Origin of the sequence: Duganella sp. Root336D2 (assembly GCF_001425005.1) — a bacterium.
In the GTDB taxonomy this organism is placed as follows: Bacteria; Pseudomonadota; Gammaproteobacteria; order Burkholderiales; family Burkholderiaceae_D; genus Rugamonas.
The window spans coordinates 1-21,033 of sequence record NZ_LMDB01000038.1 but is presented as its reverse complement, the minus strand read 5'-3'; the positions used below and the strand labels follow the sequence as shown (position 1 = coordinate 21,033).

General features: G+C 59.3%; 34 protein-coding genes. 3 read left to right on the top strand and 31 right to left on the bottom strand.

The window, feature by feature from the left end:
• Positions 1-29: 29 nt before the first annotated feature.
• From infA to rplC, 22 genes are all read right to left on the bottom strand, one after another.
• Positions 30-248: a translation initiation factor IF-1 gene (infA, locus tag ASD07_RS26465; protein ID WP_005663428.1), complete on the bottom strand. Its 219-nt coding sequence runs from the start codon at positions 246-248 to the stop codon at positions 30-32.
• Positions 249-1,583, bottom strand: a complete 1,335-nt coding sequence (gene secY / locus ASD07_RS26460) for a preprotein translocase subunit SecY (protein ID WP_055937653.1) — start codon at positions 1,581-1,583, stop codon at positions 249-251.
• 26 nt (positions 1,584-1,609) lie between these two features.
• Complete coding sequence (gene rplO / locus ASD07_RS26455) at positions 1,610-2,041, bottom strand: 50S ribosomal protein L15 (protein ID WP_028101648.1); 432 nt, start codon at positions 2,039-2,041, stop codon at positions 1,610-1,612.
• 26 nt (positions 2,042-2,067) lie between these two features.
• The gene (gene rpmD / locus ASD07_RS26450; RefSeq protein ID WP_035373423.1) at positions 2,068-2,244 is read right to left on the bottom strand and encodes a 50S ribosomal protein L30; all 177 of its coding nucleotides are present in this window, start codon (positions 2,242-2,244) and stop codon (positions 2,068-2,070) included.
• 14 nt (positions 2,245-2,258) lie between these two features.
• Positions 2,259-2,777, bottom strand: a complete 519-nt coding sequence (gene rpsE / locus ASD07_RS26445) for a 30S ribosomal protein S5 (RefSeq protein WP_055937650.1) — start codon at positions 2,775-2,777, stop codon at positions 2,259-2,261.
• A gap of 10 nt (positions 2,778-2,787) precedes the next feature.
• Positions 2,788-3,150, bottom strand: coding sequence for a 50S ribosomal protein L18 (rplR, locus tag ASD07_RS26440; RefSeq protein ID WP_028101651.1), 363 nt, complete (start codon positions 3,148-3,150; stop codon positions 2,788-2,790).
• A gap of 13 nt (positions 3,151-3,163) precedes the next feature.
• Positions 3,164-3,697, bottom strand: a complete 534-nt coding sequence (gene rplF, locus ASD07_RS26435) for a 50S ribosomal protein L6 (protein ID WP_055937648.1) — start codon at positions 3,695-3,697, stop codon at positions 3,164-3,166.
• Between the two features lie 11 nt (positions 3,698-3,708).
• A complete protein-coding gene (gene rpsH, locus ASD07_RS26430) occupies positions 3,709-4,104 on the bottom strand; it encodes a 30S ribosomal protein S8 (RefSeq protein ID WP_055937646.1) in 396 nt (131 codons plus the stop codon).
• A 14-nt stretch (positions 4,105-4,118) separates the two neighbouring features.
• A complete protein-coding gene (rpsN, locus tag ASD07_RS26425) occupies positions 4,119-4,424 on the bottom strand; it encodes a 30S ribosomal protein S14 (RefSeq protein WP_055937643.1) in 306 nt (101 codons plus the stop codon).
• Between the two features lie 6 nt (positions 4,425-4,430).
• Positions 4,431-4,970 (bottom strand): 50S ribosomal protein L5, encoded by a 540-nt coding sequence (gene rplE / locus ASD07_RS26420; RefSeq protein ID WP_055937640.1) that lies wholly within the window; start codon positions 4,968-4,970, stop codon positions 4,431-4,433.
• 6 nt (positions 4,971-4,976) lie between these two features.
• On the bottom strand, positions 4,977-5,291 hold the full coding sequence (rplX, locus tag ASD07_RS26415) for a 50S ribosomal protein L24 (RefSeq protein WP_055937637.1): 315 nt from the start codon (positions 5,289-5,291) through the stop codon (positions 4,977-4,979).
• Between the two features lie 11 nt (positions 5,292-5,302).
• Positions 5,303-5,671 carry a 50S ribosomal protein L14 gene (rplN, locus tag ASD07_RS26410; RefSeq protein ID WP_028101657.1) on the bottom strand — a complete coding sequence of 123 codons (369 nt, stop codon included), beginning with the start codon at positions 5,669-5,671 and terminating at the stop codon, positions 5,303-5,305.
• A 249-nt stretch (positions 5,672-5,920) separates the two neighbouring features.
• Positions 5,921-6,187, bottom strand: a complete 267-nt coding sequence (gene rpsQ, locus ASD07_RS26405; protein ID WP_055937633.1) for a 30S ribosomal protein S17 — start codon at positions 6,185-6,187, stop codon at positions 5,921-5,923.
• Entirely contained in the window at positions 6,184-6,375 is a 192-nt protein-coding gene (gene rpmC, locus ASD07_RS26400) for a 50S ribosomal protein L29 (RefSeq protein WP_028101659.1), read from the bottom strand. The genes rpsQ and rpmC overlap by 4 nt, the downstream gene beginning before the upstream one ends.
• A gap of 12 nt (positions 6,376-6,387) precedes the next feature.
• A complete protein-coding gene (rplP, locus tag ASD07_RS26395) occupies positions 6,388-6,807 on the bottom strand; it encodes a 50S ribosomal protein L16 (RefSeq protein WP_028101660.1) in 420 nt (139 codons plus the stop codon).
• Between the two features lie 2 nt (positions 6,808-6,809).
• Entirely contained in the window at positions 6,810-7,610 is an 801-nt protein-coding gene (rpsC, locus tag ASD07_RS26390) for a 30S ribosomal protein S3 (protein WP_055937629.1), read from the bottom strand.
• A gap of 9 nt (positions 7,611-7,619) precedes the next feature.
• The gene (gene rplV / locus ASD07_RS26385; protein ID WP_170860297.1) at positions 7,620-7,952 is read right to left on the bottom strand and encodes a 50S ribosomal protein L22; all 333 of its coding nucleotides are present in this window, start codon (positions 7,950-7,952) and stop codon (positions 7,620-7,622) included.
• Positions 7,949-8,224, bottom strand: a complete 276-nt coding sequence (gene rpsS, locus ASD07_RS26380) for a 30S ribosomal protein S19 (protein WP_055937623.1) — start codon at positions 8,222-8,224, stop codon at positions 7,949-7,951. Before rpsS ends, rplV begins: the two co-directional genes overlap by 4 nt.
• A 9-nt stretch (positions 8,225-8,233) precedes the next feature.
• Positions 8,234-9,061 (bottom strand): 50S ribosomal protein L2, encoded by an 828-nt coding sequence (gene rplB / locus ASD07_RS26375; RefSeq protein WP_055937620.1) that lies wholly within the window; start codon positions 9,059-9,061, stop codon positions 8,234-8,236.
• A complete protein-coding gene (rplW, locus tag ASD07_RS26370) occupies positions 9,061-9,378 on the bottom strand; it encodes a 50S ribosomal protein L23 (protein WP_028101665.1) in 318 nt (105 codons plus the stop codon). Before rplW ends, rplB begins: the two co-directional genes overlap by 1 nt.
• Positions 9,375-9,995 carry a 50S ribosomal protein L4 gene (gene rplD, locus ASD07_RS26365; RefSeq protein WP_028101666.1) on the bottom strand — a complete coding sequence of 207 codons (621 nt, stop codon included), beginning with the start codon at positions 9,993-9,995 and terminating at the stop codon, positions 9,375-9,377. The genes rplW and rplD overlap by 4 nt, the downstream gene beginning before the upstream one ends.
• A 3-nt stretch (positions 9,996-9,998) precedes the next feature.
• The gene (gene rplC / locus ASD07_RS26360; RefSeq protein WP_055937618.1) at positions 9,999-10,655 is read right to left on the bottom strand and encodes a 50S ribosomal protein L3; all 657 of its coding nucleotides are present in this window, start codon (positions 10,653-10,655) and stop codon (positions 9,999-10,001) included.
• Between the two features lie 229 nt (positions 10,656-10,884).
• On the opposite strand from rplC, the gene ASD07_RS26355 reads away from it, so the two are divergent.
• The 3 genes from ASD07_RS26355 to ASD07_RS30480 all read left to right on the top strand — a co-directional run bounded on the left by ASD07_RS26355 (position 10,885) and on the right by ASD07_RS30480 (position 13,517).
• Entirely contained in the window at positions 10,885-11,619 is a 735-nt protein-coding gene (locus ASD07_RS26355; protein WP_055937615.1) for a PEP-CTERM sorting domain-containing protein, read from the top strand.
• Between the two features lie 80 nt (positions 11,620-11,699).
• Positions 11,700-13,064 (top strand): family 43 glycosylhydrolase, encoded by a 1,365-nt coding sequence (locus tag ASD07_RS26350; RefSeq protein ID WP_229207300.1) that lies wholly within the window; start codon positions 11,700-11,702, stop codon positions 13,062-13,064.
• 84 nt (positions 13,065-13,148) lie between these two features.
• The gene (locus tag ASD07_RS30480; protein ID WP_082507581.1) at positions 13,149-13,517 is read left to right on the top strand and encodes a DUF2784 domain-containing protein; all 369 of its coding nucleotides are present in this window, start codon (positions 13,149-13,151) and stop codon (positions 13,515-13,517) included.
• Between the two features lie 465 nt (positions 13,518-13,982).
• Here ASD07_RS30480 and ASD07_RS26340 read toward each other — a convergent pair whose 3' ends face one another.
• From ASD07_RS26340 to tuf, 9 genes are all read right to left on the bottom strand, one after another.
• Entirely contained in the window at positions 13,983-14,315 is a 333-nt protein-coding gene (locus ASD07_RS26340) for a hypothetical protein (protein WP_055937609.1), read from the bottom strand.
• Between the two features lie 8 nt (positions 14,316-14,323).
• Positions 14,324-15,688 carry a cell envelope integrity protein CreD gene (gene creD, locus ASD07_RS26335; protein ID WP_162246602.1) on the bottom strand — a complete coding sequence of 455 codons (1,365 nt, stop codon included), beginning with the start codon at positions 15,686-15,688 and terminating at the stop codon, positions 14,324-14,326.
• 100 nt (positions 15,689-15,788) lie between these two features.
• The gene (locus tag ASD07_RS26330) at positions 15,789-16,781 is read right to left on the bottom strand and encodes a phosphodiester glycosidase family protein (protein WP_055937603.1); all 993 of its coding nucleotides are present in this window, start codon (positions 16,779-16,781) and stop codon (positions 15,789-15,791) included.
• Between the two features lie 239 nt (positions 16,782-17,020).
• Positions 17,021-18,415, bottom strand: coding sequence for a two-component system sensor histidine kinase CreC (creC, locus tag ASD07_RS26325; protein WP_055937600.1), 1,395 nt, complete (start codon positions 18,413-18,415; stop codon positions 17,021-17,023).
• A complete protein-coding gene (creB, locus tag ASD07_RS26320; protein ID WP_055937597.1) occupies positions 18,412-19,131 on the bottom strand; it encodes a two-component system response regulator CreB in 720 nt (239 codons plus the stop codon). Before creB ends, creC begins: the two co-directional genes overlap by 4 nt.
• Before the next feature lie 18 nt (positions 19,132-19,149).
• A complete protein-coding gene (locus tag ASD07_RS26315) occupies positions 19,150-19,341 on the bottom strand; it encodes a lipoprotein (protein WP_055937594.1) in 192 nt (63 codons plus the stop codon).
• Positions 19,342-19,410: 69 nt separating this feature from the next.
• Positions 19,411-19,728, bottom strand: a complete 318-nt coding sequence (gene rpsJ, locus ASD07_RS26310) for a 30S ribosomal protein S10 (protein WP_028101676.1) — start codon at positions 19,726-19,728, stop codon at positions 19,411-19,413.
• Positions 19,729-19,841: 113 nt separating this feature from the next.
• Positions 19,842-19,922: a hypothetical protein gene (locus tag ASD07_RS30475; RefSeq protein WP_081345858.1), complete on the bottom strand. Its 81-nt coding sequence runs from the start codon at positions 19,920-19,922 to the stop codon at positions 19,842-19,844.
• 19 nt (positions 19,923-19,941) lie between these two features.
• Positions 19,942-21,033: elongation factor Tu (tuf, locus tag ASD07_RS26305; protein WP_055937591.1), on the bottom strand; the 1,092-nt coding region annotated here is incomplete at its 5' end.

Here is a 21,033-nt window from a genome sequence, read left to right as displayed (position 1 = left end):
CTCTCTTATGTTCGAAATTGCTTAATTAATTACTTTGTCCGGAACACAATACGGGCCCGGGACAGGTCGTACGGCGTCAATTCAACCGTGACTTTGTCGCCAGGGAGAATGCGGATGTAGTTCATACGCATTTTACCCGAAATGTGGCCGAGTACCACGTGGCCGTTTTCCAGCTTTACCCGAAAAGTTGCATTGGGCAAGTTCTCCAGGATCTCGCCCTGCATCTGAATTACGTCGTCTTTTGCCATTTATCGTGTCGGAAGCCCGCCCTTGAAGTTAGCTTTGCGCAGCAGCGATTCATATTGCTGCGACATCACATAATTTTGCACTTGGGCCATGAAGTCCATGGTCACAACTACAATAATCAACAGCGAAGTACCACCAAAATAGAACGACACCTTCCAGTAGCTCTGCATGAATTCCGGCAGCAGGCAGACTACGGTGATGTACACGGCACCCGCCAGGGTCAATCGCATCAGGATCTTGTCGATGTAACGGGCTGTCTGCTCACCGGGACGAATCCCTGGCACAAAGGCCCCGCTCTTCTTCAAGTTGTCCGCAGTTTCTTTGCTGTTGAACACCAGTGCGGTGTAGAAGAAGCAGAAGAAAATGATTGCCACGGCGTACAGCAGTGCATGGATTGGCTCACCAGGAGCCATCGACGCAGCCAGATCTTTCAGGAAGCGGACCACCGGGTTAGAGGTGTCCGCACCTTTCGAAAACCAGTCCACGATGGTAGCCGGGAACAAGATAATCGACGAAGCGAAGATCGGCGGGATTACGCCTGCCATGTTGAGCTTGAGCGGCAGGTGGCTGGTCTGCCCACCGTAGATCTTGTTACCGACCTGACGTTTGGCATAGTTGACCAGGATCTTGCGCTGGCCACGTTCGACGAACACCACGGCGTAGGTGACAGCTGCCACCAGGACCACGATGACGATCCCCGAGAAAGCGTTGATCTGGTTGTTGCTGACCTGGGTGAACAAGCCACCCAAGGCACTCGGCAGACCAGCCGCGATACCGGCGAAGATGATGATCGAGATGCCGTTACCAAGGCCGCGCTCGGTAATCTGCTCGCCCAACCACATCACGAACATGGTGCCGGTCAGCAGCGTCACCACGGTGACGAAGCGGAAGCCCATGCCAGGGTCGATCACCAGGCCAGGCTGGGATTCCAGCGCGACCGCGATGCCGAACGCCTGGAACAGTGCCAGACCGACAGTTGCATAACGGGTGTACTGGGTAATCTTGCGACGGCCCGATTCACCTTCTTTTTTCAGCGCCTCCATGGTCGGCGACACGATCGACACCAGCTGCATGATGATCGAGGCCGAAATGTATGGAGTAATGCCCAGGGCAAAGATCGTGAAACGCGACAGCGCGCCACCCGAGAACATGTTGAACATGCCCAGGATGCCGTTCTGCTGCGATTCAAACAACCGTGCCAGCTCTACCGGGTTGACACCCGGCACAGGGATGTGTGCACCGATACGGTACACCACCAGAGCGCCCAGCAAAAACCACAGCCGGTTCCAAGGGAAGCCGGCGGCGGCGGATTTAGCAAGCTGTTGGTTTGTTGCCAATTTTCGCTCCGATTAAGCTAGCTGACTCAGGCTACCGAGCCGCCAGCTGCTTCGATGGCTGCTTTCGCGCCAGCGGTCACTTTCAGGCCTTTAACGGTCACTGCTTTAGTGATTTCGCCGGAAGCGATAACACGTACGTCGCGTGCCAGAACATTCAGCACGCCGGCCTGTTTCAGCACCAGGATGTCGACTTCACCGACAGCCAGGGCGTTCAGGTCGGACAGACGCACTTCAGCCTTGAAAGTGGCATTCAGGGATTTGAAGCCACGCTTAGGCAGACGACGCTGCAGAGGCATTTGACCGCCTTCGAAGCCGACTTTATGGAAGCCGCCCGAACGCGATTTCTGACCTTTATGGCCGCGGCCTGCGGTTTTACCCAGGCCGGAGCCGATACCGCGGCCAACGCGGCGCTTAGCGTGCTTCGCGCCTTCTGCTGGTTGAATGGTATTCAGTTGCATTGTTTTCTCCAGTTCCTAAGGGTCGCTTAGGAAACGACTTTAACGAGGTAGGCGACCTTGTTGATCATGCCGCGCACAGCAGGAGTGTCCTGCAGTTCGCTGACAGAGTTCACACGACGCAGGCCCAGGCCACGCACGGTTGCGCGGTGGTCTTGACGGGTGCCGATCAGGCCCTTCACCAGTTTGACTTTGATAGTGCTCATTGAAGTGCTCCCTATTAACCCAGGATCTCTTCAACCGACTTACCGCGCTTGGCGGCGATGTCAGCTGGAGTGCTCATTTTGGCCAGGCCGTCCAGGGTGGCGCGCACCAGGTTGTACGGGTTGTTCGAGCCGGTGGATTTCGCCACGACGTCGGTCACGCCCATCACATCGAAGATAGCGCGCATTGCGCCACCTGCGATCACGCCGGTACCTGGCTTAGCTGGCGACATCATCACTTTCGACGCGCCGTGGCGGCCGGTGACGGTGTGCTGCAGGGTGCCGTTCTTCAGAGGAACCTTGATCAGGTTGCGACGGGCTTCTTCCATTGCCTTCTGCACACCGACCGGAACTTCCTTCGACTTGCCCTTGCCCATGCCGATGCGGCCATCGCCGTCACCAACCACGGTCAGCGCGGCGAAGCCCATGATGCGACCACCCTTGACCACTTTGGTCACGCGGTTGATCGCGATCATCTTTTCGCGCATGCCATCATCCGGCTTATCGGATGCCATTTTTGCTTGCATTTTTGCCATGATCGTACCCTTAGAACTTCAGGCCAGCTTCACGCGCGGCTTCAGCCAGCGCCTTGATGCGGCCGTGGTAACGGAAACCGGAGCGGTCGAAGGCGACTTCGGTGATGCCCGCTTTCAGTGCTTTTTCTGCGACACGCTTGCCAACCAGTGCGGCAGCGGCGGCGTTGCCACCCTTGCCCGACTTGCCAGCCAGCTCGGCGCGAACTTCCGCTTCCACGGTCGAGGCCGAAACCAGAACTTTGGCGTCTGGGCTGATCAGGTTCGCGTAAATGTGCAGGTTAGTGCGGTGCACCGACAGGCGGTTCACTTTCAGTTGCGCGATCTTGATGCGAGTTTGACGTCCGCGGCGCAGACGAGATTCTTTTTTGTCCATCGTCAGCCCCTAATTACTTCTTCTTGGTTTCTTTGAGCTTAACCACTTCGTCCACATAGCGGACACCCTTGCCCTTATAAGGCTCAGGGGAGCGGTAAGCACGCACTTCGGCAGCCACCTGGCCAACCTTTTGGCGATCAACGCCAGAGATGATGATCTCGGTTGGGGTCGGGGTTGCCACCTTGACGCCGGCAGGCATGTCGTGAACGACCGGGTGCGAGAAGCCCAGGGACAGGTTCAGCTTGTCGCCTTGGGCCTGGGCTTTGTAGCCCACGCCGACCAGGGACAGCTTCTTCTCGAAGCCCTTGGTTACGCCCACGACCATGTTGTTGACCAGGGCACGCAGGGTGCCGGACATGGCGTTCGATTCACGGCTGTCATTGACCACGTCGAAGGACAGGGTGCCAGCATTGTTTTCAACTTTAACCAGGCCGTTCAGGCTCTGGGTCAGGGTGCCCAGTGGGCCCTTGACGGTGATCGCTTGTGCGGAGATGGCAACTTCGGCGCCAGCAGGCACAACGATCGGCATTTTAGCTACACGAGACATTGTGTTACTCCTTAAGCCACGAAGCAGATGACTTCGCCACCAACACCGGTAGCGCGCGCCTTGCGATCGGTCATGACGCCTTGCGGGGTCGACACGATTGCCACGCCCAGGCCGTTCATCACGGTTGGGATCTCATCTTTGCCTTTGTAGATACGCAGGCCTGGACGCGAAACACGTTCCAGACGTTCGATCACAGGACGGCCTACATAATATTTCAAACCGATTTTCAGTTCCGACTTGCCCTCGTTGGTGGACACGGCGAAATCTTCAATGTAACCCTCGTCTTTCAGGACGTTGGCAATCGCAACTTTAACCTTCGACGATGGCATTGCCACGGAGGTCTTTTGCACGGTTTGTGCGTTGCGAATACGGGTCAGCATATCGGCGATAGGATCGCTCATACTCATTGCTTATTCTCCTATTACCAGCTGGCTTTGGTCATACCCGGGATCTCGCCACGCATGGCGAATTCACGGAGCTTGATACGACCCAGGCCGAATTTACGGAAGGTGCCACGTGGGCGACCGGTGACCTGGCAGCGGTTACGCTGACGGGTTGGAGCCGAGTTACGCGGCAGTGCCTGCAGTTTCAGGCGCGCTTCGTAACGCTCTTCTTCCGACTTGGTCTGGTCATCAATGATGGCCTTCAGAGCGGCGCGCTTGGCAGCAAACTTGGCTACCAGGTCAGCACGCTTCTGTTCACGGTTAATCAGTGCGAGTTTTGCCATGATCGTTTAGTTCCTGAACGGGAATTTAAAGGCGGCGAGCAGCGCTTTGGCTTCATCGTCGGTCTTCGCGGTGGTGGTGATCGAAATGTTCATACCACGCAGTGCGTCGATCTTGTCGTACTCGATTTCCGGGAAGATGATCTGTTCTTTCACGCCGATGTTGTAGTTACCACGGCCATCGAAGGATTTGCCAGACACACCACGGAAGTCACGCACGCGCGGCAGGGCCACGGTGATCAGACGGTCCAGGAATTCATACATGCGGGCGCCGCGCAGGGTCACCATGGTACCGATCGGGTAGCCTTCGCGGATCTTGAAACCTGCGATTGCCTTACGGGCCTTGGTGATGACTGGCTTCTGGCCGGCGATCTTGGTCAGGTCGCCAACAGCGTGCTCGATGATTTTCTTGTCAGCCACGGCTTCCGAGAGACCCATGTTCAGGGTGATCTTGGTCAGGCGCGGCACTTCCATCACGGAGGAGTAACCGAATTTACCGGTCAGCTCAGCGACGATCTTGTCTTTGTACAGTTGTTGCAGACGGGCCATTTCTGATTACCCTTTCACTACTTCGCCGGAGGACTTGAAGACGCGGACTTTTTTACCGTCCACTTCTTTGAAGCCTACGCGATCTGCCTTACCGGTCGCAGCGTTGAACAGAGCAACGTTGGACACGTGAATAGGCATGGTCTTATCGACGATGCCACCTTGAACACCAGTCATCGGGTTCGGCTTAACGGCTTTTTTAGCCACGTTAACGCCATCAACCACGACGTGCTCAGCGTCTACACGCTGGGTCACTACGCCGCGCTTGCCCTTGTCCTTACCAGTCAGGACGATGACTTCGTCGTTTTTGCGAATCTTATCCATTGTCTGACTCCTTACAGGACTTCCGGTGCCAGGGACACGATCTTCATGAACTTCTCAGTGCGCAGTTCGCGCGTCACTGGTCCAAAGATACGGGTACCGATCGGTTCCAGCTTGTTGTTCAGCAGGACAGCAGCATTGCCGTCGAACTTCACCAGCGAACCGTCCTGGCGACGCACACCCTTAGCGGTGCGCACTACCACGGCGTTATAAATTTCACCTTTTTTGACACGGCCGCGAGGCTGAGCCACCTTAACGGTGACTTTGATCACGTCGCCGATGCCAGCGTAACGGCGCTTGGAACCGCCCAACACCTTGATGCACATGACTTCCTTGGCACCGGTGTTGTCGGCCACTTCGAGCCGGCTTTCAGTTTGAATCATAGTTATCTCTTTCCCAACTTAAGCCGAAGAATCCACACAATGCGGATATCGGTCAGTCTTGGTCCCGCCAGCCAAAATGGCTGATTGGGTGCTTGATCTTCATACAAGTACTGACCGCTATCGCGTCTGCGGAGAGAAACTTTGCGGCGGATACATGGACGAAGCCCGCAAGTATCACATAAAACCTGCGGGCCTGCAAGAACTAATTAAATTGTGGCCGGGAACTCACGCTCCCGGCTTGCAACTTACTTAGACGATTTGTGCAGCTTGCACTACACGGGTCACCGTCCACGCCTTCGTTTTGGAGATCGGACGACCTTCCACGATCTCTACCGTGTCACCGGCTTTGACCTGGTTGGTCTCGTCGTGCGCGTGGTACTTGGCGCTACGAACGATGATCTTGCCATACAGAGGGTGCTTGACGTGACGTTCGATCAGAACGGTAACGGTCTTGTCCATCTTGTCGGACACGACTTTACCGATCAGAGTACGCTTCAGCTTAACTTGTTCGGTCATTTCGCTTCCTTCGAGTTCATTACCGTTTTTACGCGGGCGATGTCGCGGCGGACCTTCTTCAGCTGCGAACTGTTGCCCAGCTGCTGGGTAGCAGCTTGCATGCGCAGACCGAACTGCGCCTTCAGCAGGTCGTTCAGTTCTTTCTGCAGTGCAGCCTGGTCTTTGCCACGGAGTTCAGATGCTTTCATATTTCACTCCAATTATTGGCCAACCTGGCGCACCACGAAGGTGGTAGCCAGAGGCAGTTTAGCAGCAGCCAGACGGAACGCTTCGCGTGCCAGTTCTTCGCCAACGCCATCCATTTCGTACAGGACTTTGCCTGGACGGATTTCGGCAACGTAGTACTCCGGATTACCTTTACCGTTACCCATACGGACTTCGGCAGGCTTGTTGGAGATCGGCTTGTCTGGGAATACACGGATCCAGATACGGCCACCACGTTTGATGTGACGGGTCATCGCACGACGTGCGGACTCGATCTGGCGCGCGGTGATACGACCACGTGCCACGGCCTTCAGGCCGAATTCACCGAACGACACGTTAGTGCCGGTGGAGTGCGAAATGCCGGTGTTGCGGCCTTTCTGCTCTTTACGATATTTCCTGCGGCTAGGTTGCAGCATGCTTATTCTCCTGCTTTATCAGCTGCAGCCGGCTTGGCAGCGCGGCGGGCGGCTGGTGCGCCTGGTTTAGCACCGGCACCTGCTGGGCGGCGGCCTGCTGGCTTGCCGTCTTCGCGGCGCGGGCCACGTGGCTTCTTCTCTTCGGCCGGGGTGTCGATGACTGGTGCTTCGCCGGTGGCGGAGCGGTCACCCTTGTACACCCACACCTTGACACCGATGATGCCGTAGGTGGTGGAAGCTTCGGAGGTACCGTAGTCGATGTCCGCCTTCAGGGTATGCAGAGGCACGCGGCCTTCGCGATACCATTCGGTACGGGCGATCTCGATGCCGTTCAGACGACCCGAGGACATGATCTTGATGCCCTGGGCGCCCAGGCGCATTGCGTTCTGCATGGCGCGCTTCATGGCGCGGCGGAACATAATACGCTTTTCCAGCTGCTGCGAGATCGAGTCAGCGATCAGCTGAGCGTCGATTTCCGGCTTGCGGATTTCTTCGATGTTCACGTGCACTGGCACGCCCATGATCTTGGTCAGGGCGGACTTCAGCACTTCGATGTCTTCGCCCTTCTTGCCGATCACGACGCCAGGACGCGAGCTGTACACGGTGAAGCGTGCGTTCTTGGCAGGACGCTCGATGACGATGCGGCCTACGGAAGCGTTTTTCAGCTTCTTCTTCAGGAAAGCACGTGCCTTCAGGTCTTCGTTCAGCATGGAAGCGAAGTTACCGTTGGTTGCGTACCAGCGAGATGCCCAGTTACGGGTGACCGCCAGACGGAAACCGGTTGGATGAATTTTCTGACCCATCGCAGCTCCTTAGTTACCGACAGTCACGTAAATGTGACAGGATTGTTTCGAGATACGGTCGCCACGACCTTTAGCGCGTGCAGTGAAGCGCTTCAGGACCGGGCCCTTTTCGACGTAAATGGTCTTGACGACCAGCTCGTCGATGTCGGCACCGTCGTTGTGCTCGGCGTTCGCAATAGCGGACTCCAGCACTTTCTTGACGATGAACGCGCCTTTCTTAGGGCTGAACTGCAGAATGTTCAGCGCAGCGTCAACCTTCTTGCCGCGAATCAGGTCAGCGATCAGGCGACCTTTTTGATCCGACAGGCGCACGCCTTTGAGGATAGCTTTGGTTTCCATTATTTCTTAGCCTTTTTGTCAGCAGCGTGGCCCTTGAAGGTACGGGTCAGCGCGAATTCGCCGAGCTTGTGACCAACCATGTTCTCGGAAACGTACACAGGCACGTGGACCTTGCCGTTGTGCACGGCAATGGTCAGACCGATGAAGTCAGGCATGATCGTCGAGCGACGGGACCAGGTTTTAATTGGCTTTTTGTCTTTGGTCGCTTGCGCGGTTTCGACTTTTTTCACCAGGTGGGCGTCGCAGAACGGCCCTTTTTTCAATGAACGAGTCATGGTTTATCCTTATTTCTTGCCGCGGCGAGAGACGATCATCGAAGAAGTACGCTTGTTCGAGCGAGTCTTCTTACCCTTGGTCTGCTGGCCCCATGGCGATACTGGATGACGACCAGCTGCGGTACGGCCTTCACCACCACCGTGCGGGTGGTCGATCGGGTTCATGACCACACCGCGGACGGTTGGGCGAACACCGCGCCAGCGCATGGCACCGGCTTTACCGATCTTGCGCAGGCTGTGCTCAGCATTGCCGACTTCGCCGATGGTGGCGCGGCACTCGATGTGCACGCGGCGCACTTCGCCGGAGCGCAGGCGAACCTGGGCGTAGGTACCTTCACGGGCCATCAGGACCACAACAGCACCAGCGGTACGGGCCATCTGGGCACCTTTACCTGGCAGCATTTCCACGCAGTGGATGTTGGTGCCGACTGGGATGTTACGGATTGGCAGGCAGTTGCCGGCCTTGATCGGCGCTTCCGAACCGTTCAGCAGGGTGTCGCCGACAGCAACGCCTTTAGGGGCGATGATGTACTTGCGCTCGCCGTCGGCGTAGCACAGCAGGGCGATGTGTGCGGTACGGTTTGGATCGTATTCGATCCGTTCCACTTTCGCAGGGATGCCATCCTTGTTGCGCTTGAAGTCCACAATACGGTAGTGCTGCTTGTGGCCTCCGCCGATGTGGCGGGTGGTGATGTGGCCGTTGTTGTTACGGCCAGCAGTCTTCGACTTCTTTTCCAGCAGGGCGGCGAACGGACGACCTTTGTACAGGTCGCTGTTCACAACCTTCACCATGCCGCGACGGCCTGGGGAGGTTGGCTTCATCTTAACGAGTGCCATTATTTAGCCTCCTCGGTGAAATTGATTTCCTGGCCTGGCTTCAGGCACACGAAAGCACGCTTGGTGTGGTTGCGGCGACCGACGAAACGGCCGGAACGCTTAACCTTACCTTCGCGGTTCACGGTCTGCACCGATTCCACTTCAACCTTGAACAGCAGTTCAACGGCGGCCTTGATTTCTGGCTTGGTCGCATCCTTGGATACCAGGAACACGATCTGTTCGTTCTTTTCCGCAACCATGGTGGCTTTTTCGGAAATGACCGGAGCCAGCAGCACCTTCATCAGGCGCTCTTCGCTGTGTTTGATAACTGCGCTCATGCCAGCATCTCCTCAATCTGTGCCAAGGCTGCCTTGGTGACCAGGACCTTCTTGTAGAAGACCAGGGACATTGGGTCAGCGTGACGCGGCTCGACAACCAGCACGTTCGGCAGGTTGCGGGAAGCCAGTTCCAGGTTTTCCTGGATGGTGTCGGTAACGATCAGGACCGAGTCCAGACCCATGCCGGTCAGCTTTTGCGACAGCAGCTTGGTCTTAGGGGCTTCGATCGACAGGTCTTCGATCACAACCAGACGCTCTTCACGGGCCAGCTGAGACAGGATCGAGCAGATACCTGCGCGATACATCTTCTTGTTGACCTTGTGGGTGAAATTCTCGTCAGGCGAGTTCGGGAAGATGCGGCCACCACCACGCCACAGCGGGGAGGAGGACATACCAGCACGAGCGCGGCCGGTGCCTTTTTGGCGCCATGGCTTCTTGGTCGTGTGGTGGACTTCTTCACGGTCTTTTTGCTTGCGGTTACCGCTACGTGCGTTAGCAGCGTAAGCAACGACGACTTGGTGGATCAGTGCTTCGTTGTAGTCACGGCCGAAGACGGTGTCAGCGGCGGCTACGTTCGACGCGACTTGACCTTGCGCGTTCAAGAGCTTCAGTTCCATCGATTAAGCTCCCTTCTTTGCTTTAACTTTAACAGCTGGCGATACAACAACCTGGCCGTTTTTCGCGCCTGGTACTGCACCCTTCACCAGCAGCAGCTGGCGATCAGCGTCGATACGAGCGATTTCCAGGTTCTGGGTGGTGACGGTGACGTCGCCCATGTGACCGGTCATGCGCTTACCTGGGAACACACGGCCTGGATCCTGCGCCATACCGATCGAGCCTGGTACGTTGTGCGAACGGGAGTTACCGTGGGTTTGACGACCCGATGCGAAGTTGTGACGCTTGATGGTACCGGCGTAGCCTTTACCAATCGACACACCTTGCACGTCGATCTTCTGACCGACTTCGAACAGGGAAGCGGCGATAACTTCACCAGCTTTCAGTTCGTTTGCTTTAGCTGCGTCAACGCGGAATTCCTTGATAAAGGAACCAGCTTCAACACCTGCTTTAGCGTAGTGACCGGCAGCAGCTTTAGTCACGCGGGATGCGCGACGCTGACCGAAGACAACCTGAACAGCGGAATAACCATCCACTTCAGGAGTTTTGATTTGCGCAACACGGTTGTTCGATACGTCCAACACGGTGACTGGGATCGAATCCCCGTCATCGGTGAAGATGCGCATCATACCAACCTTGCGACCGAGGAGGCCAAGGCTCATTTTTTCTCCATTCCCACCTACGATTGGGCGGGGCTTTGTTTAACTACAAAAAAAGATACGGGCCATAAAAAAGACGAACCCATACCGAAGCCGGCTAGTGTACCGCCATTCCCCCCTTGACGCAACAGCTTTGTACGAGGTATGTCAGGTGTTTTAGCCATCCGGCAAGCGGGCGCCGCCATGAATTGACTCACAGTTAAGATTGCCCACTTCGCGCAAGGAGGTAAGCATGGTTAAACTGGCAATTCCTGCTGTCCTGGCGGCCCTCATGGCCATTTCCCCTGCCCGCGCCGGTGTGGTCGGCGCCATCCTGAGCCTGGACCAGCTGCAGATCCAGACCAGCGGCAATGTCGCGCTACAGCCCGGCTACTGGGAAATGTCGTCGCGCATTCTCAATGCCGGTCATGGCGAGGAGATTTCCGGCACCGATAGCCACAACGATAGCTGGGCGCCGCTGGCCACCTCGTCCAGCCACGGCGGTTCGCTGACCCGCGGCAGCTGGGATGCCCTGGGCGGTGGCGGCGAGCTGTATGTCGCCATGGTCGATAGCGATGCCCCTTGGACCCGGGGCCATACCGAGCTGTGGACCAACACCACGGTTTACCTCGCGCCGGGCGCCAGCATCACCGTCAGCGGCCAGGTCGGGCTGGAATTCGAGAACAGCACGACAGCCCAAGCCTTCGGCTCCGCGATGGCCGGTGTCTGCCTCGACCTGGCGCCGGGCGAATGCCGCAACAACTACAGGCGCACTACCTACCTGGCCGACGATCCTGATGGCTATACCGACAACTTTTCGGTGAGCTGGACCAACAATACGAACACCAACCAGCAACTGCTATGGAGCAGCAACCTGTCGGTCGGTGCCATGCCGCCTTTGCCGGTACCGGAACCGGCCGGCTGGGGCATGCTGGTTGGCGGGCTCGGCCTGCTGGGGGCATGCCGGAAACGGTATCGCAGCGCCTGAAAAACTCATTGGTGGGCGGGCGCAAGGAATCCTAATGTGGTGATGGGCCAGTGCGCCCTATAACCATAAAAGGAGACCTGATGAAAAAACTGCTGGCAGTACTCTGCCTGTGCCTGCCCGCCCTGGCGGCGCAGGCCATCAACCTGGCCGGACTGCAAAATGCCCATGACCCGGGCACCATCACCAAGGACGGCGATACTTATTTCAATTTCACCACCGGTAGCGGGATCTGGTATTCCACCTCGACCGACCTGGCAAGCTGGCAGGGCGGCCCGGGGCCGGTGTTCGGCACCACCCCAAGCTGGGTCGCCAACAAGATCCCCAACTTCAGCGGCTCGTTCTGGGCGCCGGACGTGATCCACATGAACGGGTATTACTACATCTACTACTCGGTATCGACCTTCGGCACCTCCAGCTCCGCCATCGGCGTCGCCCGCTCGGCCTCGCTGAAGAACCCGGCCTGGACCGACCTTGGCATCGTGGTCGAATCATTTGGCGGCAGCAGCGAGATCAACGCCATCGACCCGGCCCTGTACCGCGACCATGACGGCAAGGTGTATATGAGCTACGGCTCCTTCTTCGGCGGCATCGGCGTGGCCGAGATCAACCAGTCGAGCGGCAAACTGGCCGGCAATGTCAGCAAAATCTGGGGCGGCAACGGGCAGGACATCGAAGCGCCCTACATCACGCGCGACGGCGGCTACTACTACCTGTTCGTCAACCGCGGCGCCTGCTGCAAAGGTTCGAACAGCACCTACTACGTCGAAGTACAGCGCGCCACCAGCATCACCGGCCCCTACTCCGGCACCCGCACCGTGCTGCCGAACGTCGACGGCAAATACAAAGGCCCCGGCCACATCGGCGTGCTGAAGCAGGACGGCTGCAATTTCACCTCGATCCACTACTACGACCTGAACGACAGCGGCAACGCCAAGCTCGACATCCTGCGCATGACTTACAGCGGCGGCTGGCCAGCGCTGACACGTAACTTCAGCAACTTCGCCGGCTGCGGCGGCATGAGCGACGGTCCCTACGTGATCAAGTCGCGCCTGAGCGGCAAGGCACTGGCGGTAGCCAACGCCTCCACCAGCAACGGCGCCATGGTGCAACAGCAGAGCTACAGCGGCGGCAAGCACCAGCAATGGTATGTGGTCGGTCATGGTGACGGCCAGTACAGCGTGATCAACGCCGGCAGCCTGCTCAGCCTGGACAACTGGGAAAACTCCACCAGCGCCGGCACCAATATCGCGCAATGGTCATACTGGGCCGGCAACGGCCAGCACTGGAGCTTCGCCAGCCCGTCCAGCGGCTGGTACACAGTAAAGAACCTGCTGAGCGGCTACGTGATGGACGTGCAAAACAAGAGCACCGCCGACAACGCACAAATCATCCAATGGCCGCTAACGAACGCCAGCAACCAGCAATGGAGCTTTACCCGCCCGTAATACGGCAGAGCCCGTGTCACACCCTGGGGTCAGACCCCAAGGTGTGACACGGGCTCGTCCGGAACGCGGGCGTAGAATGCAGCGATGCTATCTCGCCTCGCTGCCGATGCGCTCCTGCTGCTGCATCTTGCCTTTATCCTGTTCGCACTTTTCGGTGCTGTTCTGGCGCTGCGCTGGCCGCGCATCGTGCGGCTGCACTTGCCGGCTGCACTGTGGGCCATCGGCATTGAACTGATGGGCGCCATCTGCCCGCTCACCTATCTTGAAAACGAATTACGCGTGCGCGCAGGCCAACAGGGCTATGCGGATGGATTCATCGAGCATTACCTGCTGCCCCTGATCTACCCTGCCGGACTGACGCCTGCCGCGCAGCATATAGTGGCGGGCGTCGTATTGGGCGTGAACCTTCTGCTGTACGCGCGGCTGTGGTTGCGCCGAGGCGCCCGCCGCTGATCCGCAGGAAGCAATCGCCACTTGCTCGGGCAAACGTACATAGCCCCGGAAAGTATCCGGCCGGCTGCGCCCAAGCCGGGTTTGCAGGATCTGCATCAGGTCCTGGTATGCGGCACTGTCCGGCGTCGGTGCACACGGCAGCGCCAAACGATACGCCGGCGCGGCGCCATGCCCGGTCACTGCGACAGCGCGGTAAGCGCTGGCGACTACTGCGACCAGTTCCGTGCCAGGCCGCACATCGAGCTCCCAGGCCACCGTCTCGTAGCTGGCCAGCACTAGCACCACGCGAGCGCCGCGCTGGTCGAGCACGACCCGCACCGGACCGGCGGGCTCACCGGCCGTATAGCCAGACAGCAGCACCAGTTGCGCGCCCTCAGCGAGGGATGGAGCGAGCAAGCCGCCCGGCAGCAGCGCGCCGGCCTGGGCCGGCAAACCATTCATATCGTTCATCAAAGGTTTCCTTTCTCAACTTGCCGGGTAGCCGAATAAAACACCATAGGCCAACCAGACCGCTACTGGGCAGGTGAGCGTCATGCCAAGGTGGGCCAACCGGCTCGGCCATGCCTCAATGCCGAAAAATTTCGTGCTCCTTGCCGATATGAAGACTGCAGCAAGGTACGTCACGGCAAAGCCGATATTCAGAACAGCGACGAGGACGTCCCAGGTATCGGGATTGCCGCGCGCGCCAAACTCGGTGATGCGCAACCTGGTGAGCCCTGCGTGTTCGAGCAAAACAAGGATTGCAAACTGCAGGGCAAGCAGCAGCCGGAACGCAAGGCGTATCGCTTGCGCCGCCATCTCCTGGCTTACGCCTGCTCTGCCGGCAGGACTGCCGGGTTGTTCAGGTTGTACCAGTCCACTTTGCGGGTAGCGACCATGATGGCGGCCAGCACGGCGAACAGCAGGATGGCGCCCAGCATCAGGGCATTGTTCTCGGAGTTGAGCAGACCAAACAAGATCCCGTACAAGGCGCACAGCGCAGCGCCGAAGCCCAGGCCGCGCTTCCAGTCGTGCAGCACGTGCATCAGGTAATAGCCAATCAGCACGATGCAGGCGGCGCTGGCGGCGATGTAGGAGGCGACAAAGTCATAGTGCTCGGACAGGCTGACCAGCAGCAGGAAGAACAGCGCCAGTGCCAGGCCCACCAGCAGGTATTGCACCGGGTGGATCGGCAGCCGTTTCATCACTTCGAACAGGAAGAAGGCAGCGAAGGTCAGCGCCACGAACAGCAGGCCGTACTTGGTGGCGCGGTCGGCCATTGAATACACGTTGACCGGCTCGATAAACGCGGCTTCGATAGTGTCAAGCGCGGGCATGGCATTTTCGCCCTGTCCTGCCGACTGCTCGCGCTGGCGGAGCTGCGACTGCGCTTCGCTGGCCAGCGATGAAATGCGCCACACCGCCTGGAAGCCCTTCTCATCCAGGCTATATTGCTCCGGCAGGAAGCGGCCGCTGAATTGCGGATGCGGCCAAGGGGAGGACATGACAAAGCGGTTATTGCGCGCCAGCGGGACAAAGCCCTGGCTGTTCATGCCCGCCAGGTTCAAGTTGAAGCTGAACTTGACCGGCCCCGCCGCAGCATCTTCCATCGACAGTTTGGCGTGCAATCCCTGGCGCGAAGAACGCAGGCCGGACCCTTGCTCGAATTCGACACTGCGCGTGCCCCACACCAGGCGCGGGATGTCGCGTACGCCGCGCACGTCGGCCACCGCCAGGGCGATGTACGGACGCTCGGGCGTGATCTGCGAGCCGCTCTCGGTATGCGGCAGCTCGGCCACGGCAGGCACGAGGAAGTCGCCGTTGATCTTGTGCGCGCCGTTGAACATCAGCACCTGATGGATGCCGCGGTGGCGGCGCTCGGTGCCGAGATTGGACACGACCTCAAGCTGGTTGGGGAACACCAGGTGCTGCGATTGCTTGCGGTAGCGCTTCGTCTCCGCCTTGCCGTCCTTGTCCTTCTCTTCGGCGGTGTACACCTCGCTGTACGGCATGACCAGCACTGGTCCGTAGATATGCTGCTCGCCGACCGAATCGTTGGCAATGCTGCGCGCCGCTTCGTCGCGGTAGGAGATGCGTTCACTGATGGTGGACTGGATCATGGCCAGCGGCACGCCGAGCAGCAGCATCAGCATGCCGACGATGAGGGCCTTGAATAGGAGTTTCTTTTGCATGGTATGGCGCATCCTGTTGTTATGGTTGCGCCAGTGTAGAAAGCCGGTGTGCGGCGACGATGCGTTCTGTGTGAAGCAAGCGAATATTTTTCGCACCAGTTCAGCGCGCACGCTCGACCGTCAGCGCGACCGGCATGGCCCACGTCGCCTGCGCAAAAGGCCAGCGCAGCAAGCTCACCTCCGTTCCCTTCGGTGCGCCCTCGCGCACCTGCGCTTCCCATCGCGCATAGAACCTGCGCTGGAACCCGTTCAGCCGCACGCTCTGGCAAGCGACTGGCCCGCCGTCCAGGTTGAGCGCCATCTTCAGGTCCAGCGGTGCGTCCTTGAGAAAGCTTGCCAGGCGGTCAAGCGAGAAAAATGCTTCTTTCGTGGTGCCGACCAGGATGCGTCCCGACCGGTCCTGCGCCACGAAAGTGCGATTGGCGAGCCAGCGGCTTTTCACGTTCACGTGCGTCTCGCCATCTTCGCCCAGCAAGAGTGGATAAGAAACCATCGCATTGCGTGCGCCCGTGAAAGCATCCTGCCAATCAGCTTGCACGAGGTTGTGCAGCGCTGCGCTTCCGTCTTCGCGCGCAACAAAGGCGCCGGCGCGAGCGTTGTACTGGCGGGGACCAAGCTGTTCGCCTTCGCTGATGAACGGCGTATCGGGCTGGCCTTTCAGGCCGAAGTAGCTGCCGTTCACGATCAGCACGGCGCTGGGCAGGGCGCGCTCCCATTCATCCAGCCCTTTGTCGCCTGCGGGTGCGCTGCGCACCGCGAAGCGGAAACGCTGTGGATCGATCCGGTTCAGCAGGATGCGATCTACTTCGCCATCTGCCGACATCACCGGCATGTCAGCCACCTCAAAGCCGGGTTCCGCTTCGCGCCAGTGGAACTGGCCGGCCGAAACTGCCGGCACGATGTCTTTGAGCGCTTCCCGCATGGATGGCGGCAACCGGGCATCGTCGGCGCCCATCTTGATCCAGTAAGTGCCGCCGCGCCGCTGCAGTACATTGAAGCCGTAGTCGCCGTTGCGCTGCCGGACCCAGATGCTGGCAACAAGGAGCGCCAGCACCAGCAGCGCCAACACAAGGTAGATCGATTTCCGTTTCAAGAGTGCTCCGTCACTTGCGCAAATTGCGCCAGTGTGGGGAACGGCTGTGCGTTGGCGATGCGTTCGGCGTGAAGCGCAGTCAATATTTTGGTATGCAAGCTCCCTCGACCGCGTGCTCTTGAAGGTCAGGCGGCGCCTGATCGGTACTGACGTCTGTCAGCGATACCACGCAACCGTCCGGAACGCCGTCCACCAGCATGTCACATGTCTTACCCGCCTCGTGCCCAGCAATAGATTGCTCAGGTATTTTTCGAGTTTTGTGGCAGGCGTACCATGGCGCGGCAACCAGTGCCGGACACATTTGCAACCTGCGCTGTGCCGCCATGCAGCGCGATCACCTCCCGCACAAAGGGCAATCCGAGGCCAGTGCTCTTTGGTGCATTCGGACGCGGCAGGGAGTAGAAGCGTTCGAACACGCGTTCGAACGCATAGTCGGGAATGCCGGGGCCGTTATCGGTAACCGCGATCTCCAGCAGGTCGCCCTCGCTGCGCGCGGACATGGTGATGCAGCTGCCGCGCGGCGCGAAGCTGATTGCATTGTCGAGCAGGTTGCCAAGCGCCTGGCGCAGTAGCAGGCGGTCGCCGAGGAGCTGCAGTTGCGGCGGTGCGTCGACAATGAGCTGCAGCGAGCACGCGGCGAGGCGCCCCTGGTAGTCTGATGCCACGTCCTGCAACAGCCCTGCCACATCGAGCGGCGCGGCGTCGTCGATGCGCTGTTGCTTTTCCACGCGCACCAAGGCCAGCAGCTTGTCGATCAGGTCGCGCTGGCGCGCGTTCTGGGCCTGGATGGTGGACAGGAACCGGCGGCGCTGCTCGGGCGGCATGTCTTCTTCCAGCAATTCGGCTGTGGCCTGGATGGCGGCGATCGGGCTTTTCAGTTCATGCGTCAGCGTATGCATCAGGGTTTCGACGTAATCTTTGCCCTCCAGCTTGGCGCGCATGGCTTCCAGCGCGTGGCCGAGCGTGCTGATCTCGCTGCTACCCAGCTTGGGCATGACGGCTTTGCGGCCGGCCTGCACCTCTTCCACGAATACCATCAGCTTGTTGACGGTGCTGGCCATGCGCCAGGTAATGGCGACGCCGATCAGCAGCGACAGGCCAAGCAGCACAATGCCCCATTTGAGGATCTTGCGCTGGCTGCGCTCGATGAAGCCTTGCACGCTGGAGATGGGCTTGGAAACCGTCAGCACGCCGATGATGCGCTCGCCGTCGCGCACCGGCGCAGCGACGTACATGCCGAGGCTGCTGTAATCGCGCGGCACTTCGCTCGTCATGCGCGCACCGTACTGGCCACGCAGCGTGAGGTAGACGTCGTTCCAGCGCGAGTAGTCCTTGCCGACCGACTTGCCGGCAGAGTCGAAACGCACGATGCCATCAGCACCGGCGATAGTGATGCGGTAATCGGTGTTGCGGCTGGCGGCGCCGAGCTTCGCCAGCAGGGCCGTTTCAGTAGCGCCCTCTTTTACATCGTCGGCGACCAGCTGGGCCAGCAGCTGCGCGGTGTCGTTCATGGCCGCTTCCAGCGTGGAGCGGGCACCAGGTTTCACCTCCTGCACGAAGACGTTGAGCAGGAACCAGGCTGCCAGGCCGACGATCAGGAAGTAGCCGAGCAGGATGCGCAGGCCGATCTTCATGCGCCGGGCTGCAGGCTGTAACCCATGCCGCGATGGGTCTGGATCGGGTCGGCGTTGTCGTCGATGGCGCGCAGCTTGGCGCGCAGGGATTTGACGTGGGCGTCCACCGTGCGGTCCAGCGTTTCCGGCGCGTCGCACCAGACGCGGTCCATCAGCTGGGCGCGCGACAGCACATGGCCGGGATGCTCGACCAGCGTTTTCAGCAGCAGGTATTCATAACGCGTCAGGTCGAGCGGCTGGCCGGCGAACAGGATGCGGGCTTCGGCCGCGCGCAGTTCGAAGGCCGGCGTGCGCGAGGCGGCGGGCGGTGTGGCCTGGGCAGCTGGCACGGCGCCATTACCATTGCCATTCCCGGCGCGGCGCAGGATCACGCGCACGCGCGCCACCAGTTCGCGCGGCGAGAACGGCTTGGTCACATAATCGTCGGCGCCGATTTCCAGCCCGACGATGCGGTCGATTTCATCGCTGCGCGCGGTCAGGAAAATCACCGGCGCTTCGGAAAACTGGCGCAGGCGGCGGCATACATCAAGGCCGCTGATATCGGGCAGGCCGACATCCAGGATCACCAGCGCCGGCGCCAGGTCGCGCGCGGCCGCCAGGGCCTGCTCGCCCAGCATCACGTGGTGCGGGGTGAAGCCTTCCTTGCCCAGGGCGAAGGCAATACTGTCTGCAATGGCTTGTTCGTCTTCGACGATCAGGATGGTCTTATCGCTCATGCGCGGCAGTATAGCGCGTCAGTTCTTGTCGGCTTCTTCTTTCTGCTTTTGCTGGGCCTCTTCCATCTTTTTCAGTGCATCCTGCGTCTTGTCGCGCTGGGCGCCCATGGCCTTGATGTCCTGTGCCGCCTGGTCGGCCGGGTTCTTCCTGCCGCATGCGGCCAGCAGGGACAGGGCCGCGATGGCGGCAAATACTGCGATGCGTTTCATTGGCTACTCCTGAAAAAGAAAAGCCCGCTCAGGAGCGGGCTTTTCAGGTGTCTTGCGACGAAACCGGGATTACTGCAGTTTGATTTCGACGTCCACGCCAGCTGGCAGGTCCAGCTTCATCAGCGCGTCAACAGTCTTGTCGGTTGGATCCACGATGTCCATCAGGCGCTGGTGGGTGCGGATTTCGAACTGGTCGCGCGAAGTCTTGTTCACGTGCGGGGAACGCAGCACGTCGTAACGCTGGATGCGGGTTGGCAGAGGAACTGGGCCTTTTACCACAGCGCCGGTGCGCTTGGCGGTGTCAACGATTTCCAGTGCGGACTGGTCGATCAGCTTGTAGTCGAAAGCCTTCAGGCGGATACGGATCTTTTGGTTTGGAGCGGACATGCTTATTCCTTAAAAGAACGAACCGGCAACAATATGTTTCCGGCAATGTATGTAATTACTGCGACGGGCCGACATGATAGCACATGCCGGCCCGTTTGAATCACCCAGGCAGATTAAGCCAGGATCTTGGCTACCACGCCGGCGCCGACGGTACGACCGCCTTCACGGATGGCGAAACGCAGGCCTTCTTCCATCGCGATCGGGGAGATCAGNTTAAGCCAGGATCTTGGCTACCACGCCGGCGCCGACGGTACGACCGCCTTCACGGATGGCGAAACGCAGGCCTTCTTCCATCGCGATCGGGGAGATCAGCTTGACGGTGATGGAGACGTTGTCGCCTGGCATAACCATTTCTTTGTCCGCTGGCAGCTCGATCGAACCGGTCACGTCGGTGGTACGGAAGTAGAACTGTGGACGGTAGTTGTTGAAGAACGGGGTGTGACGGCCGCCTTCATCTTTCGACAGAACGTAGATCTCGCCGGTGAARTGATCGTGCGGCTTGATCGAACCTGGCTTGGCCAGAACCTGACCACGCTGAACGTCTTCACGCTTGGTGCCGCGCAGCAGCAGRCCAACGTTGTCGCCGGCTTGACCCTGGTCCAGCAGCTTGCGGAACATTTCCACGCCGGTGCAGGTGGTTTTCACGGTGTCGATGATACCGACGATTTCGATTTCTTCGCCGACCTTGATGATGCCGCGCTCAACACGACCGGTCACCACGGTGCCGCGGCCGGAGATCGAGAACACGTCTTCCACMGGCATCAGGAAGGCGCCGTCAACTGCGCGCTCTGGGGTCGGGATGTAGGTGTCCAGGGCTTCAGCCAGGCGGATGATGCACTCTTCGCCCATTTCGCCAGCTGCGCCTTCCAGCGCCATACGTGCCGAACCTTTGATGATTGGCAGGTCGTCGCCTGGGAATTCGTACTTGGAGAGCAACTCGCGCACTTCCATTTCGACCAGTTCCAGCAGTTCTGCGTCGTCGACCAGGTCGCACTTGTTCAGGAACACGATGATGTATGGAACGCCAACCTGGCGTGCCAGCAGGATGTGCTCGCGGGTCTGTGGCATTGGGCCGTCAGCTGCGGAGCAAACCAGGATCGCGCCGTCCATCTGCGCAGCACCGGTAATCATGTTCTTGATGTAGTCGGCGTGGCCTGGGCAGTCAACGTGAGCGTAGTGACGGTTKGCAGTCTCGTACTCGACGTGGGCGGTGTTGATGGTAATGCCGCGTGCTTTTTCTTCTGGAGCAGCGTCGATCTGGTCGTAAGCTTTGGCTTCGCCGCCGAATTTCTTCGACAGGACGGT

Bases quoted from the DNA above. Each gene is read 5' to 3' on its own strand.
- rplW (WP_028101665.1), bottom strand. From the start codon at position 9,378: ATGAGCGCAGTTATCAAACACAGCGAAGAGCGCCTGATGAAGGTGCTG.
- infA (WP_005663428.1), bottom strand. From the start codon at position 248: ATGGCAAAAGACGACGTAATTCAGATGCAGGGCGAGATCCTGGAGAAC.
- ASD07_RS26350 (WP_229207300.1), top strand. From the start codon at position 11,700: ATGAAAAAACTGCTGGCAGTACTCTGCCTGTGCCTGCCCGCCCTGGCG.
- rpsJ (WP_028101676.1), bottom strand. From the start codon at position 19,728: ATGTCCGCTCCAAACCAAAAGATCCGTATCCGCCTGAAGGCTTTCGAC.
- creC (WP_055937600.1), bottom strand. From the start codon at position 18,415: ATGAAGATCGGCCTGCGCATCCTGCTCGGCTACTTCCTGATCGTCGGC.
- rplP (WP_028101660.1), bottom strand. From the start codon at position 6,807: ATGCTGCAACCTAGCCGCAGGAAATATCGTAAAGAGCAGAAAGGCCGC.
- rpsH (WP_055937646.1), bottom strand. From the start codon at position 4,104: ATGAGTATGAGCGATCCTATCGCCGATATGCTGACCCGTATTCGCAAC.
- creD (WP_162246602.1), bottom strand. From the start codon at position 15,688: ATGCAAAAGAAACTCCTATTCAAGGCCCTCATCGTCGGCATGCTGATG.
- rpmD (WP_035373423.1), bottom strand. From the start codon at position 2,244: ATGAGCACTATCAAAGTCAAACTGGTGAAGGGCCTGATCGGCACCCGT.
- ASD07_RS30475 (WP_081345858.1), bottom strand. From the start codon at position 19,922: ATGGAAGAAGGCCTGCGTTTCGCCATCCGTGAAGGCGGTCGTACCGTC.
- rplX (WP_055937637.1), bottom strand. From the start codon at position 5,291: ATGGATAAGATTCGCAAAAACGACGAAGTCATCGTCCTGACTGGTAAG.
- rplE (WP_055937640.1), bottom strand. From the start codon at position 4,970: ATGGCCCGTCTGCAACAACTGTACAAAGACAAGATCGTCGCTGAGCTG.
- rpsC (WP_055937629.1), bottom strand. From the start codon at position 7,610: ATGGGTCAGAAAATTCATCCAACCGGTTTCCGTCTGGCGGTCACCCGT.
- rplC (WP_055937618.1), bottom strand. From the start codon at position 10,655: ATGAGCCTTGGCCTCCTCGGTCGCAAGGTTGGTATGATGCGCATCTTC.
- ASD07_RS26315 (WP_055937594.1), bottom strand. From the start codon at position 19,341: ATGAAACGCATCGCAGTATTTGCCGCCATCGCGGCCCTGTCCCTGCTG.
- rpmC (WP_028101659.1), bottom strand. From the start codon at position 6,375: ATGAAAGCATCTGAACTCCGTGGCAAAGACCAGGCTGCACTGCAGAAA.
- rplD (WP_028101666.1), bottom strand. From the start codon at position 9,995: ATGGAACTGAAGCTCTTGAACGCGCAAGGTCAAGTCGCGTCGAACGTA.
- ASD07_RS26355 (WP_055937615.1), top strand. From the start codon at position 10,885: ATGGTTAAACTGGCAATTCCTGCTGTCCTGGCGGCCCTCATGGCCATT.
- rplO (WP_028101648.1), bottom strand. From the start codon at position 2,041: ATGCAACTGAATACCATTCAACCAGCAGAAGGCGCGAAGCACGCTAAG.
- ASD07_RS26340 (WP_055937609.1), bottom strand. From the start codon at position 14,315: ATGGCGGCGCAAGCGATACGCCTTGCGTTCCGGCTGCTGCTTGCCCTG.
- creB (WP_055937597.1), bottom strand. From the start codon at position 19,131: ATGAGCGATAAGACCATCCTGATCGTCGAAGACGAACAAGCCATTGCA.
- rpsS (WP_055937623.1), bottom strand. From the start codon at position 8,224: ATGACTCGTTCATTGAAAAAAGGGCCGTTCTGCGACGCCCACCTGGTG.
- rplB (WP_055937620.1), bottom strand. From the start codon at position 9,061: ATGGCACTCGTTAAGATGAAGCCAACCTCCCCAGGCCGTCGCGGCATG.
- rplR (WP_028101651.1), bottom strand. From the start codon at position 3,150: ATGGACAAAAAAGAATCTCGTCTGCGCCGCGGACGTCAAACTCGCATC.
- ASD07_RS30480 (WP_082507581.1), top strand. From the start codon at position 13,149: ATGCTATCTCGCCTCGCTGCCGATGCGCTCCTGCTGCTGCATCTTGCC.
- rplN (WP_028101657.1), bottom strand. From the start codon at position 5,671: ATGATTCAAACTGAAAGCCGGCTCGAAGTGGCCGACAACACCGGTGCC.
- rpsE (WP_055937650.1), bottom strand. From the start codon at position 2,777: ATGGCAAAAATGCAAGCAAAAATGGCATCCGATAAGCCGGATGATGGC.
- rpsN (WP_055937643.1), bottom strand. From the start codon at position 4,424: ATGGCAAAACTCGCACTGATTAACCGTGAACAGAAGCGTGCTGACCTG.
- rpsQ (WP_055937633.1), bottom strand. From the start codon at position 6,187: ATGACCGAACAAGTTAAGCTGAAGCGTACTCTGATCGGTAAAGTCGTG.
- rplF (WP_055937648.1), bottom strand. From the start codon at position 3,697: ATGTCTCGTGTAGCTAAAATGCCGATCGTTGTGCCTGCTGGCGCCGAA.